The organism is Nocardioides maradonensis (assembly GCF_054777115.1).
In genome coordinates this window covers 41258-53620 of sequence record NZ_BAAHAZ010000019.1, presented here as the reverse complement: position 1 = coordinate 53620, position 12363 = coordinate 41258, and the positions used below count along the sequence as shown (strand labels likewise).

At 73.4% G+C, this 12363-nt stretch carries 12 protein-coding genes and 1 pseudogene; 4 read left to right on the top strand and 9 right to left on the bottom strand.

Annotated features, from left to right (window positions below):
* Nucleotides 1-36 precede the first annotated feature (36 nt).
* Complete coding sequence (locus tag ACYVAQ_RS19510) at nucleotides 37-1038, bottom strand: class I SAM-dependent methyltransferase (RefSeq protein ID WP_460792150.1); 1002 nt, start codon at nucleotides 1036-1038, stop codon at nucleotides 37-39.
* 44 nt (nucleotides 1039-1082) lie between these two features.
* The gene (locus tag ACYVAQ_RS19505) at nucleotides 1083-1868 is read right to left on the bottom strand and encodes a hypothetical protein (RefSeq protein ID WP_460792149.1); all 786 of its coding nucleotides are present in this window, start codon (nucleotides 1866-1868) and stop codon (nucleotides 1083-1085) included.
* Between the two features lie 438 nt (nucleotides 1869-2306).
* Between ACYVAQ_RS19505 and ACYVAQ_RS19500 the strand changes: the two genes are divergently transcribed.
* The 3 genes and pseudogenes from ACYVAQ_RS19500 (at nucleotide 2307) to ACYVAQ_RS19490 (ending at nucleotide 4462) form a co-directional block, all read left to right on the top strand.
* Nucleotides 2307-3500, top strand: a complete 1194-nt coding sequence (locus ACYVAQ_RS19500; RefSeq protein WP_460792147.1) for an HNH endonuclease signature motif containing protein — start codon at nucleotides 2307-2309, stop codon at nucleotides 3498-3500.
* Between the two features lie 59 nt (nucleotides 3501-3559).
* A pseudogene (locus ACYVAQ_RS19495) lies at nucleotides 3560-3658 on the top strand (DUF2510 domain-containing protein); the annotation flags it as partial.
* A 99-nt stretch (nucleotides 3659-3757) separates the two neighbouring features.
* Nucleotides 3758-4462: a PASTA domain-containing protein gene (locus ACYVAQ_RS19490; protein WP_460792200.1), complete on the top strand. Its 705-nt coding sequence runs from the start codon at nucleotides 3758-3760 to the stop codon at nucleotides 4460-4462.
* A gap of 150 nt (nucleotides 4463-4612) precedes the next feature.
* Here ACYVAQ_RS19490 and ACYVAQ_RS19485 read toward each other — a convergent pair whose 3' ends face one another.
* Both ACYVAQ_RS19485 and ACYVAQ_RS19480 read right to left on the bottom strand, forming a co-directional pair.
* On the bottom strand, nucleotides 4613-5248 hold the full coding sequence (locus ACYVAQ_RS19485; RefSeq protein WP_460792146.1) for a DUF1345 domain-containing protein: 636 nt from the start codon (nucleotides 5246-5248) through the stop codon (nucleotides 4613-4615).
* A gap of 9 nt (nucleotides 5249-5257) precedes the next feature.
* On the bottom strand, nucleotides 5258-5959 hold the full coding sequence (locus ACYVAQ_RS19480; RefSeq protein ID WP_460792145.1) for a TetR/AcrR family transcriptional regulator C-terminal domain-containing protein: 702 nt from the start codon (nucleotides 5957-5959) through the stop codon (nucleotides 5258-5260).
* Between the two features lie 77 nt (nucleotides 5960-6036).
* Here ACYVAQ_RS19480 and ACYVAQ_RS19475 point away from each other — a divergent pair, with 77 nt between their 5' ends.
* A complete protein-coding gene (locus tag ACYVAQ_RS19475) occupies nucleotides 6037-7677 on the top strand; it encodes an amidohydrolase (RefSeq protein ID WP_460792144.1) in 1641 nt (546 codons plus the stop codon).
* A 3-nt stretch (nucleotides 7678-7680) separates the two neighbouring features.
* Here the strand turns inward: ACYVAQ_RS19475 and ACYVAQ_RS19470 are convergent, their stop codons facing one another.
* From ACYVAQ_RS19470 to ACYVAQ_RS19450, 5 genes are all read right to left on the bottom strand, one after another.
* The gene (locus ACYVAQ_RS19470; RefSeq protein ID WP_460792143.1) at nucleotides 7681-9369 is read right to left on the bottom strand and encodes a hypothetical protein; all 1689 of its coding nucleotides are present in this window, start codon (nucleotides 9367-9369) and stop codon (nucleotides 7681-7683) included.
* Nucleotides 9370-9385: 16 nt separating this feature from the next.
* A complete protein-coding gene (locus ACYVAQ_RS19465; RefSeq protein ID WP_460792142.1) occupies nucleotides 9386-9808 on the bottom strand; it encodes a hypothetical protein in 423 nt (140 codons plus the stop codon).
* Entirely contained in the window at nucleotides 9805-10176 is a 372-nt protein-coding gene (locus ACYVAQ_RS19460; RefSeq protein WP_460792141.1) for a cupin domain-containing protein, read from the bottom strand. The genes ACYVAQ_RS19465 and ACYVAQ_RS19460 overlap by 4 nt, the downstream gene beginning before the upstream one ends.
* Before the next feature lie 65 nt (nucleotides 10177-10241).
* Nucleotides 10242-11120: a LysR family transcriptional regulator gene (locus tag ACYVAQ_RS19455; RefSeq protein ID WP_460792199.1), complete on the bottom strand. Its 879-nt coding sequence runs from the start codon at nucleotides 11118-11120 to the stop codon at nucleotides 10242-10244.
* A gap of 31 nt (nucleotides 11121-11151) precedes the next feature.
* A complete protein-coding gene (locus ACYVAQ_RS19450; protein ID WP_460792140.1) occupies nucleotides 11152-12327 on the bottom strand; it encodes an MFS transporter in 1176 nt (391 codons plus the stop codon).
* Nucleotides 12328-12363: the final 36 nt, after the last annotated feature.

Here is a 12363-nt window from a genome sequence, read left to right as displayed (position 1 = left end):
GAGGCTATCGAGCGCGTCGGTGTGGGCGTGCTGCGGTCAGCGGACCGCGTGGAAGATCCGGTAGCCCGTCTCCGACACGAAGGACGTCACCTCGGCGAAGCCGGCGTCGGCGAGCGCGCGCTCCAGCCATCCCAGGCCGACCGACGGCGTCTCGCCGGTGCCACCGTTGGCGAGGTTCTCGGGCAGGCAGTACATCAGCGCGGCGGCGTGCGCGACGAGGGAGAACGGGTCGGCCCCGTCCTCGTCCACGTCACCGGTCAGCGCGGTCTCGGCGAGGAGGAACACGCCGCCCTCGCGGAGCGCCGCGTGGACCTGGCCCGCGACCCCGGCGGCCGGGAGGTGGTGGAAGGCGTCGAGGCAGGTGACGAGGTCGAAGCTGCCGTCGGCGGGCAGCCGCGCCGCCTCGTCACGGACCAGGCGCAGGTTCGGGACGTCCTCGTGGACACCCTCGGGAGTCGCGGGGTCGAAGCCGACCACCTCGGCCCGGGGGAACGCGGCAGCCATCAGCGCGGCCGCGTCGCCGCCGCCACAGGCGATGTCCGCGATCCGGCCACCGTCGGCAAGGCGCGCGACGAGCTCGGGCGCAGCGCCGATCCACTCCTGGACCAGAGCCATCCGGTACGTCGGCGTGTTGGCCGGCGAGGCGGCGGCCGCGAGCTCGGCGTACGCCGCGCTGGGGACGCCGGCTCCGGTGGCCATCGCCGTGGTGGCCTCCTGCAACGGGGGCGAGAAGCCCGCGTGGACGACGTCGAGGACGGCGCCGAAGTCCACCGGGAAGTCCGGGCCGAGGATCGACGCGGTCTGCCCGTCGACGGTGAAGGTGCCGGCGTCGTGGTGGGCGTGACCGGCGGCGGCCATGGCGCGCAACCACAGGTCCGCACTCCGCGCGTCGAGACCCGCACGGGCCGCGAGGTCGGCGCTGGTGCGGGGTCCCTCGAGCAGCACGGCGAGGGCACCGCTGCGACGACCCATCGCGAGCGTGGTCAGGGCGTAGTAGCCACGGAGGTGGTCGACGAGGAGGGGCAGCCCATCGGTCATCCGCCGAGCATGGCACCGGCTGCCGCGGTCGCGCAGGCGAATCCTCAGCCGGCGAACGACCAGCCGTGCTCGGCGAGGGTCGAGCGGAGGAGTCGTACGGCGACCGGCCCCACGCCGTGCAGCGCCGCCAGGTCGGCCTCGCGCCACTCCCGGACCTGCTCCAGCGTCCACACGCCCTGCCCGCGCAGCGCCCGCGTGGCGGGTGCGCCGATCCGCGGGAGCGCGGTGCCGTCGGGGCGCTCGCGGTCGCGGGTCGTGCCGCTCTCGGCGTCGATGACGGCCGCGCCGCGCGGGCTGATCCGGTAGCCGATGTCGAGGCTCTCGGTCAGGCCGAGCTCCTTCAGCTTGCGGACGTCGCGCTTGAAGGTCGGGGTGTCGCGGCCTACCCGGGCGGCGAGCTCCGGAGCGCGCACCGTCGGGTTGGCGTCGATCAGGGCGAGGGTGGTGCGGGTCCACGGACCGAAGGCCGAGGCGGCGTCGAGGCGGTCCAGCCGGGTGCGGATCCTCTGGATCTCCTCGGCGTCCGGGACCGAGGTCCGCAGCTCGGTGCGCGGGTCCTCGCCGGCGTACCTCACCCCGACCTGCCAGACCGGCTTGTCGGCCTTCATCGCGAGCAGCCGCTTGAGCTCCGGCAGGGTCGAGCCCGAGCGCTTCGCCTGGGCGGCGGTGATCCGCGAGGCCGGCACCTGCTCGACGCTCGTCACCTCGACCACCCCGACCCGGGTGCGGAGCATCGTGCCGACCCGGACCCGGGGGCGGTCCCAGCGGCGGAACGCCAGGTCGACCTCGCCGGACCTGATCGCGAGCAGGGTGTCGGGGCGGATCATCACGGTGCCGAACCTACCCACCCTTCTTCGGGGCTGGTCTGGGGCGGCCGCACCGTAGCCGTACGCCTCCCGCCGTCAAGGCTGCCTCCGGCATCGCTGCGCGACGCCTACGGCGGCCTTGACAGCGGGTCCCTGACGCACGGCTTGTACGGCGCGGAGTCGGCACGGGCTTCGCCCGCGCCGCCGCTCCGCGGCCGCCCCCTGCGAGCCTGTGGACGGGCCTTCCGAAATGTGATGGGTTATCCACCTAACTCACAGGCTTATCCACTTGTCTCGCACACCTGTACGACTAAAATAGACCCATGATCTCGGGCGACCACCACCACATCCTCACCGCCATCAGCGGTGCCGTGGACGCCCGCCACCACGCCGACGTCGCCGAGCTCCTCGCCGTCCTCGCCTGGGCCGACCTGCACACCGACCAGTCTTCCCCGATGCCTGGTGGGGACCGGCTCGTCCAGGTCGGCGGCGCCGGCGCTCCCCGGGTCAGCGAGCTGTGGCTGGGCCGAGCTCGCCATCGCCCGCCGTGCCGGCGTGATCGCCACCCGCAACCTCGCCGCCGACGCCCTCGACCTGCGCCACCGACTCCCGCTCCTCTTCGAGCAGGTCCAGGCGTTGAAGACCCCGGTCTGGGTCGCCCGCAAGATCGCCGCCATGACCCGACCCCTGGCACTCGAGGGCGCGGCGCTGGTCGACACCGCGGTCGCTGCGGCCTGGCAACTGCCGGCCGGGAAGCTGCTCCAGGTCGCTGAAGCGAAGGTGATCGAGGCCGACCTCGAGGCCCACCGCGCCCGGATCGTCGCCGACGAACAGCGGGTGGGGGTCTGGCGGTCCCGACCCCGCACGGGCGACCGCCTCGGAGGGGAAGCCGGCGCCGGCGAGCCCGCCACCGGCAGGCTCGCCGCCCAGCTCCCCCTCACCGACCTCATCGAGGTCGACACCTTCCTCGACGACCTCGCCGACAAGCTCGCCACCCACCAGCCGGCTGGCGAGGATCAGCCCACCCGCGACCAGCTCCGCGCCCAAGCGTTGGCGTTGATGGCCGACCCCGCCGCCGTCCTCCGCCTCCTCCACGGCCCCGACGCACCCACGCTCCCGGAGAAGCCGCGGCGTGACGCCACGATCTACGTCCACCTGACCCGCGCCACGCTCGCCGACGCAGGTGTCGCACGGTGCGAAGACCTCGGGCCGCTGCTCCTGCAGCAGGTCACCGACCTGCTGGGTCACCGCAACGTGCGCCTGCAGCCGGTGCTGGACCTCAACTCGATCCAGACGAGCCACGCCTACGAACACCCCACCCGGATGCGCACCCGCGGCATCCTGCGCACCGGTGGCGACAGCTTCCCCCACTCCGCCTCATCGACGACGCGTCTGGACCACGACCACGTCATACCGTTCGACCCCGGCGGCCCACCCGGTCAGACAAGCGACCGCAACCACGCTCCGTTGACCCGCCTGCACCATCGGATCAAGACCCACCAACCCGGTTGGCAGGTCGAGCAGATCGGCCTCGGCGCCTACCGCTGGACCACACCCCACGGCCTCTGCCGAGTCGTCACCCCACGCGGCACCCGAGACGTCGAACCCATCACCGCCGACGACGGCACCACCATCGGCGAGCTCTACTGGGACTGATCCCGACCAGATTCACCATTCCCCCACGCGCACCCACGGGTCATCCTTACGCTGCAGCGATGGACCCCCCACCACCTCCCCCAGGGTGGTATCCGGACCCACGCGACCACCGCGGCCAGCGCTACTGGAACGGTGACGAGTGGACCGAGTACGACCGCGCAACGCCCCAGTGGCAGCCTTTCCGACCAGGGTCGGGCCCCGGACGCCACCGTCCGTCCCGGTGGCGGTGGTGGCTGGCCGGCACCGGGACGGCAGCGTTGGTCCTGCTTCTCGTCGTGGCCGGCAACAGCTCCGGGCCGGACTCGGCGACGGTCGCACACGAGGTCCCGTCGTCCGCCCCGACGACATCCGACACCCCGCCCCCGACGGCCAGCCCGACCGTCGAGCGGGTCGCCACGCCTCGCGTCCGAGGCGTGTCGCAGGCCGACGCCCGCCAGGCGCTGCGGCAGGCCGGCCTCGTCGTCGGCGACGTCGTGCGCCAGCCGTCAGCACGCCCGGCCGGAACGGTGCTGTCCCAGCGGCCCGCGGCAGGTGCCTCACTCGATCCGGGCACCACCGTGGACCTGGTCGTCGCCTCGCCCCTCCCTCGCGTACCGACCCTTGTGGGCACAGGGAGTGCCGTGGCTCGACGCCAGCTCGAGCGGGCCGGGTTCACCGTGGTCGTGCTCACCCGCACCGTCTCGTCCGGTACCGAGCGCTCGGTCCTCGAGCAGAGGCCCGCGGGAGGCACATCGGTCCGGCCCGGCGCGCGGGTCACCATCGTCGTGGCGCACGTCCACGCGCCCGCCGTCGTCCAGACCAGCTGCACACCGGGCTACTCGCCGTGCCTGCCGCCGGCGAGCGACTACGACTGCGCCGGAGGTTCCGGCAACGGGCCGGAGTACGTCTACCAGACCGAGACCGTGACGGGATCCGACCCGTACGACCTCGACGCCGATGGGGACGGCTACGGCTGCGAGTGACCGCTCCCGAAGGGACCCGATCGGCGCTCCTCGTCGTAAAGGGGGACTGGAGCGACGAGGAGCACCGGAACCCGCGTTCCGGTACGGAGCGCGGCTAGGTCCATCGAACTCCCCTCAGCCGACAAACACCAGGGGTCGGGGCGATCGGACTCAGGCCGTGATGACCTGCTGCAGCACCTGGAACGACACGGCGAGCACCAGGGCGTTGTAGAAGAAGCAGAGGATGCTGTGCAGCATCACGAGGCGGCGGATGCGGATGCTGCGGATGTCGGAGTCGCTGGTGGCGAACGAGGCGCTGACGGTGAACGAGAAGTACAGGTAGGCCAGCATCGACCGGTGGGACTCCCCCGGGAAGTCGATCCGGCTCGACTCGGGCTCGGACGCGTCCACGGCCAGGTAGATCTGGGCGAAGCCGACGCTCAGCAGCGACCACGACAGCACGACGCCGAGGCAGGCGGCGACCGCGAGGACACCGCTCTCCAGGCCCTGCTGCATGCGCGAGCGCGCGACCAGCGCCAGGACCGCGGAGTACGCGCCGGCGACGCTCGACACGACGGGCAGGACCCACGCCCAGCGGCGCAGCTCCCGCATGGCGCGGGTGTCCTCGCTGTCGTCGTGGGTCGCCGGCCAGGCGACGATGAGCCCGACGGCGAGGTAGGCGACCGCCAGCGCTTCCCAGGCGATCAGCGACCACGTCTGCCCGCCGATGACGTACACGATGCTGGCCACCACGATCACCGCCTCGGCGACCGACTCCGCCCAGCCCGGGACCTGACTCCTGCTCACGGCGCCCATTCAACCGCGCGCCGGAACCCGCGCGGCGATCCCGTCGAGGAACACGTCCAACGCGGTCTCGAAGGCGGACCCCGACATGGTGTGGATGTGCCGGCGGGTGGCCGCGACGTTCGGATACTCCGCACGCGGCAGCGAGGTGTACGCCGCGGTCCACGCCTCCCGCCGCTCCGCGGGGTTGGCCGTGAGGCCGGCGGCGTCGAGGGCGCCGTACCCCAGCACCAGGTCGATGAACGCGTGGTAGAGGCGGACCGCGTCGCGCGGCCCGAAGCCCGCGGCGCGCAGCAGCCCGACGCCGGTGTCCACCGCGTGGAACTCGTTGGGCCGCAACGACAGCCGCGACGCCCCCATCACGGCGAGCTTCGGGTGCCGCTGGGCGTAGCTGTGGAACCGCACCCCGAACTCCCGAAGAGCGACCCGCCAGTCGTCGTCGGGCACGAAGTCCACGAGTGCGTCGCCGATCAGCCGGTCGGTGATCGCGGCCATCAGGTCCTCGGTGCCGCGGAAGTAGCGGTAGATCGCCGTCGGGTCGGCGCCGAGCGCGATGCCCAGCGATCGCACGCTGAACCCCGCCCCCTCGGGCTGGTCGATGAGCCGCATGGCGGTGCGCACGATCAGCTCCTCGGACAGCACCTCGCCCGACTGGGTGGGGCGGCGGCGACGCCGTACCGCGGGGATCCGGCCGCCGGACGTCGCTGCGCTCATGGGAGCAGTCCACCGGCTGACCAGCCTTTACGTCAACACCATTGACGCAAAGTTCCGCGCCCCCTGGAATCGGCTCCATGACCACCACGTACGCCGACCTCGTCCTCACCGGTGGCCCCGTCCACCTCGGCACCGTCGCCCGCGGCCGCGCCACCGCGGTGGCCGTCACCGGCGACCGCATCGTCGCGGTCGGCGACGACGACGTGCGCGACCTCGTCGGCCCGGCGACCGAGGTCGTCGACCTCGGCGGCAAGCTGCTCGTCCCGGGCTTCCAGGACGCGCACGTCCACCCCGTCGGCGGTGGCCTCGAGCTCGGCCAGTGCGACCTCACCGGCCTGGTCGACATCGACGAGGTCCGCGCCCGGATCCGGCAGTACGCCGACGCGCACCCCGACGTCCCCTGGATCACCGGAGGCGGCTGGTCCATGGAGACCTTCGACGGCTGGCCGGACCGCGCGTTCCTCGACGCGCTCGTCCCGGACCGCCCGGTCTACCTGGTGAACCGCGACCACCACGGCGCCATGGCCAACAGCCGTGCCCTCGAGATCGCCGGCCTCGACGCCCGTACGCCGCAACCCGCGGACGGCCGCTTCGAGGTCGACGCCGACGGCGTGCCCACCGGGATGCTGCAGGAGGGCGCGATGGCCCTGGTCGGCAACCACGCCCCGCGCCCCACCCTCGACGAGCTCGTCGCCGGCCTGCTCCGCGCGCAGGACCTGCTGCACTCGCTCGGGATCACCGCCTGGCAGGACGCGATCGTCGGCGACAACCCGCTGATGCCGAACGCCGGTCCCGCCTACGCCCGGGCGATCGCCGACGGCCGGCTGACCGCACGCGTCGTCGCGGCGCTGTGGTGGCAGCGCGACCAGGGCGCCGAGCAGATCGAGTCCCTGCTGCACCAGCGGGCGGCCCTCGAGGCGGCCGGCCTGCGCGCCTCGACCGTCAAGATCATGCAGGACGGGGTGGCCGAGAACCACACGGCCGCGATGCTGACGCCGTACCTGCGGGGCTGCGACTGCCGCTCCGGCGGCGACCACGCCGGCATCTCGTTCGTCGACCCGGAGGCGCTGCGCAAGCACGTCACCGAGCTGGACCGGCTGGGCTTCCAGGTGCACTTCCACGCCCTCGGCGACCGCGCGGTCCGCGAGGCGCTGGACGCCGTCGAGGCCGCGCGCGCGGCCAACGGCTGGCGCGACACCCGTCCGCACCTGGCCCACCTGCAGGTCGTCCACCCCGACGACGTCGGTCGCTTCCGCGCCCTCGGCGCGACCGCCAACATGCAGCCGCTGTGGGCGGCGCACGAGCCGCAGATGGACGAGCTGACGATCCCGTTCCTCGGCCCGGAGCGGTCGGCGTGGCAGTACCCGTTCGCCAGCCTGCGCGACGCGGGCGCGACGCTCGCGGCCGGCTCGGACTGGCCGGTCAGCAGCCCCAACCCGCTCGAGGGCATCCACGTCGCCGTCAACCGGATCGAGCCCGGCGAGCACGCGCCCGCGTTCTACCCCGAGGAGCGGATCGACCTCGGCACCGCGCTGGCGGCGTACACCTCCGGGACGGCGTACGTGAACCACCTCGACGCCACCGGCACCATCGCCGTCGGCAACCTCGCCGACCTCGTCGTGCTGGACCGGGACCCGTTCGCCCACCCGACCGACGAGATCTGCGCGACGACCGTGGAGCAGACCTTCGTGGGTGGACGCCGTGTCTTCGCGCGCTGAGCGTCAGAGGCGCCACTCCACCGGGTGTTCCGCGTCCGGCTCGTAGCAGCAGCGCAGCCCGGTCCGGACGTACGTCGACAGGTGCCGCGCCACCACCGGGTCCGCGGCATGGATCGCGTCGAGCGCCGTCGCAATCGCCTTGCGGGCGGTCACCCGCGCCCGCTCGGCACTGCTGCCGGTGACCCGGGGGCGGCCGCCGAGACCGGTCGCGGCGGAGACCTCGGCGAGCAGCGCGACGCGCTCCTTGGCCAGCTGCTCGCCCCGCTCGGCGTCGCCCAGGAGGTCCGCGTCGTCGAGCTCGGCGTCGATCTCTCCCAGCCGCCGGCGGTACGCCGCCAGGGCCTCGGCGTCGGCCACCTCGCCGAGCCCGGACTCCTGCACGGTGCCGGCCCCACCGACGAGCTCGAGCGCCTCGATCTCGAGCCCGGGACGGGACAGCAGCGCGTGCAGGTGCTCGAGACCGCGCCGGCTCGGGATCGCGGTCTCGGTGCCGTCGCGGCCGACCAGCCACACGCCGGCCGGACCCGGCCGCAGCGTCATGCCCGCGACGCGACCCGCGGCGGGCGCGGGCCCGTCGAACGGGACCGACTCGAGGCGCTCGCGCCACCACGCCGCCCCGATCCGCCGGTACGTCGCCAGCGCCTTCTCCCGCAACGCCGCCGCCCGCTCGTGGTCGCCGAGCCGCTCGCACGCCCGGGCCAGGGTGTCGTCGGTGACGCCGTGGAACATCATCGCGCCGGAGTTGACGACGGCCCGGCCGGCGTACGGCATCAGCAGCGGGGTGATCACCTCGACGAGCTCGTCGAGGCCGGTGTGCAGCGCTACGTCGAGGAGCAGCTGGAGCACCAGCAGGTAGTTGTGGTCACGCGGCAGGTTCGCGATGACCCGCTCGTCGAAGGTCGCCGCGAGCCGTCGGGCGTCGTCCAGCAGCCCCATCCCCAGGTAGATCCAGGCGACCTCCGCACTGATCTCGCGGATCCCCTCCCGCTCGGCCAGCTCCTCACCGGCCCGGGCGCCGGCGAGGGCCTGCTCGCCGGCGTCGCCGGCGTGGGCCGCGGCGTACCCGGTGAGGGCCAGCACCACCATCGGCCCGTCGGCGAGCTCGTCCTTGACGCCGTCGGCCAGGGCGACCAGGCCGCCGATCGTGTCCATCCGTCCGCGCATCAGGTCGAGCATCGCTCGCCGGGACGCGGCGAAGAAGAGCGCCTTCCGGGACTCCTCGCCGAGCAGCTCGAGCGCCCGCATCTGCCGGTTCAGCTGGCCCAGGTCGAGCGTCTCCACGGCCACGGTGAGCAGCCACAGGTGCGCCTGGAGCCGGGCGTCGGTGTCATCGAGGTGTGCGGTCACGTCGGCCAGCTTGCGGGCGAGCTCGACCCGCAGCTCGAGCTCGTCGGGTCCCCAGTGCGTGGCGAGGGCCGCGTCCAGGGCGCCGGCGACGAGAGCGGGATCGCCGGTGGCCTCGGCGTGCTTCACCGCCGCCACGGCGAACGGGACGGCGCGCTGCCGCTCCCCGGCGTACGCCCACAGCCGGGCGAGGGCCGCGCCCAGCAGGGCGCGGTCCCGGTCGGCCGCAGCGGCGTCGTACGCCGCGAACAGGACCGCCGGCGTCCGGCCCGGCTCGGTGCCGAAGACATAGGTCGCGGCGAGGTCGAGCGCCGCACGGGTGCGTACGTCGACCTCGCCGGTGTCCATGTCCGTCATCGTGGCATCACGGGCGGAGCAGCGTCACCGCTTCGGCGTGCTGGGCCACCAGGGCCTCGTCCCAGTCCCCCGTGCAGTAGTAGTGGAACTCCGCGATCCGGCCCTGCTCGTCGAGGTCGACGATGGCCGCCTCCCGGCAGTACCAGGCCTGACCCCCGTCGGACCAGCGCTCCTCGAACTTCAGCGCGTAGCCGTTGTCAGCCGCGAGCACCTTCTCGATGCGGGTGCGCCCGGCGGGCGGGTGCATCTGGTTCTTCGAGCTGATCAGGGCCTCCGCACCCCGGACCTGGAGCCGCCAGTGCGGCAGCGAGACGTCGGCGAAGACGTCCGGGGCGAACAGCCCGTCGGTCGCTCCGGTCTCGAGGAAGGCGACGAAGCGCTCGACGCTGCGCTGCACCTGGACCGGCAGCTCGGTCAGCACGGCGGTCATGACGCTGCCGCCAGGTTCGCGTCGATGACGGCCATGGTCGCGCCGAGCGCCTCGGTCGGGCTGAACTCGACGACGCTGGTGCCCGCCGCGATCAGCGGCAGGTGGCCGGGTGCGGCGTAGTAGGCGTCACCGGCGCCGTAGGTCTCCTCGCGGTCGGCCCACCGGAAGGTGATCTGGCCGCTCTGCACGATCCCCCAGTGGGGGCACTGGCAGCGGTCGTCGGGCAGGCCGGCGAAGAAGGGAGCGGGGTCGACGTCCTCGGGGTAGGACTCGAACCCGACGGTGTAGCCGTCCAGGTCGGCGTACCGACCCTGGATGACGGGCAGGTCGACGGCCACCGGGGTGGTCATCTTGTTGGCACTGGGCATGGCGTCCTCCTCGGGTGGAATTGATTCTCGACCAGGAGGCGTGACGCCGGGAGTCACACCGTGACTCAGGCGTTCTCCGGCGAACGCGTCTCGATCCGGCGCACGATCTCGGGCGCGCCGTCCCGCACCGCGCACACGGTGTCCACGAAGCCGGCGATCACCTGCGAGCGCTCCCCCACGTGCCACGCGAGGGCGCACCGCGAGCCCGGCCAGTCCAGGACCGGCAGGAAGCGCACGCCCGGCACCCGCGAGTAGGTCAGCACGGCCGCGCTCGTCATCGCGACGGCGGCACCCGCGGAGACCAGCGAGGTCTCCTCGGTCACCGAGTTGACGGGCACGAAGCGACCGGGCACCTCGCGCACGTCGTACAGGCCCCAGAAGGCGCGATAGACCTCGTCGGTCGTGTCGGACAACGTCATCGGCTCGCGCACGAGGTCGCGCACGGACACCGACGTACGGGCGGCGAGGGGGTGGGTCTCCGCGACCATCGCGACCACCGGGTCGACGAAGAGCAGCTCGGTCTCGATGTCCTTGGTGGCCTGCGGGAGCCGGATGAACGCGACGTCCGTGACGCCCGACGCGAGGCCCGCGGACGGGTCGTTGGACGGGAACTCGCGCATCTCGACCTCGACCTCCGGGAAGGCCTCGCGGAACGCCGCCATGATCGGCCCGGTCAGCTCGAGCGCCGCCCCGGCGATGAACCCGAGCCGGATCCGGCCGCTCACCGCCCGGTTGGTGCGCCGGGCCGCGGCGATCGCGTCGTCGAGCCGCTCCAGGATGGCGCGGGCCTCGGCCGCGAGCGCCTCGCCCGCCGGTGTCAGCGTCACGCTGCGCGTGGTGCGCACGAAGAGCTGCACGCCGAGCTCGTCCTCGAGCTCCTTGATCTGCCGGCTCAGCGCCTGCTGGGTGAGGAACACCCGCGCCGCCGCCCGGCTGAAGTGCAGCTCGTCGGCGACGGCGAGGAAGTAGCGGAGCTTACGCGTGTGCAGGTCGATGCACGGAGGCTAGTGCAGCCCGCCCGCGCGGGACAGCGGGAACGGCCACCAGGGTCACCACGGCGAGCAGCGCGAACGCCCCGGCCGGTACGCCGACCAGCGCTCCCGCCACGCCGGTGACCACCAGGGCGCCGACCTGGCCCGCCATCCAGACCAGGCCCGCGGCCGCACCGGCGGCCGGCCCGGAGGCGCGCTCGCTGACCTCGAGGACGATCGGCAGCGCGGGCAGCAACAGGACGCCGACGACCACCAGGACGACGCCGGCCACGACCAGCCCGGGCACGATCGCGAGGGCGGCGCAGCCGGCGACCGTGGCCGCGATGCCGAGCAGCAGCACCGGCCGCTGGGCACCCCGCTTCGCCGCCCACACCGGCAGCACGGCGCAGCCGACGACGCCGGCCGCGATGTTCCCCACGAGGAGCAGGCCGGCCTGGTCGCTGGAGACACCGGCCGGCTCGAGCAGCGGCTGCGCCCAGGTGGTGAGCGCGGTGAAGGTGCCGAACGGGATCGGAACGAGCAGGCACATCCGGCGCACCACGGGGTTGCGCCAGGCACCGCGGAAGTCGGCGAGGCCGGTGGCCGGCGTCTCCGGGGCGAAGTCGGGACGGGCGCGCAGGGCAACCACCAGCACGAGCGCCGCGACGACGGCGACGACCGCGTCGACCCGCAGCGCGGCGTGCAGGCTGACCGAGGTGCCGAGCAGGAAGGCCACGATCATCCCGGCGAACGTGCTCGCCGAGGCGGCGGCGATACCGGTCGGCCGGTGCTCGCTGCGCAGGTAGCGGGCCGGCAGCGCCGAGGTCGCGGTCACCACGAGCGGCTGGGCGACGGCCACCAGGGTCTGGCCGGCGAACGCCGCCGCGTAGTCGTCGGCGAGCAGCCGGACGCAGGCGCCGACGGCGGCGAGCACCGCGCCGACCAGCAACGTCGGTCGCATCCAGCGGTCCAGGGCGATCCCCACGGGGATGGCCAGGACGACGTACCAGAGCGGGAAGACGTTCGCGAGCCACCCGATCGCGCCCTCCGAGACCCCGTAGTGGTCGGCGGCCGAGGTGGTCACCGGGGCGTAGCTCAGCCACAGCAGCTGCGTGACCGCACCGACCAGCGCGAAGGCGACGAGCACGGTCCAGCGGGACCGGGGTGCGGAGGCGTCCATGTCGAGAAGCGTGACCCTCACCGCGGCGGTTGTGAA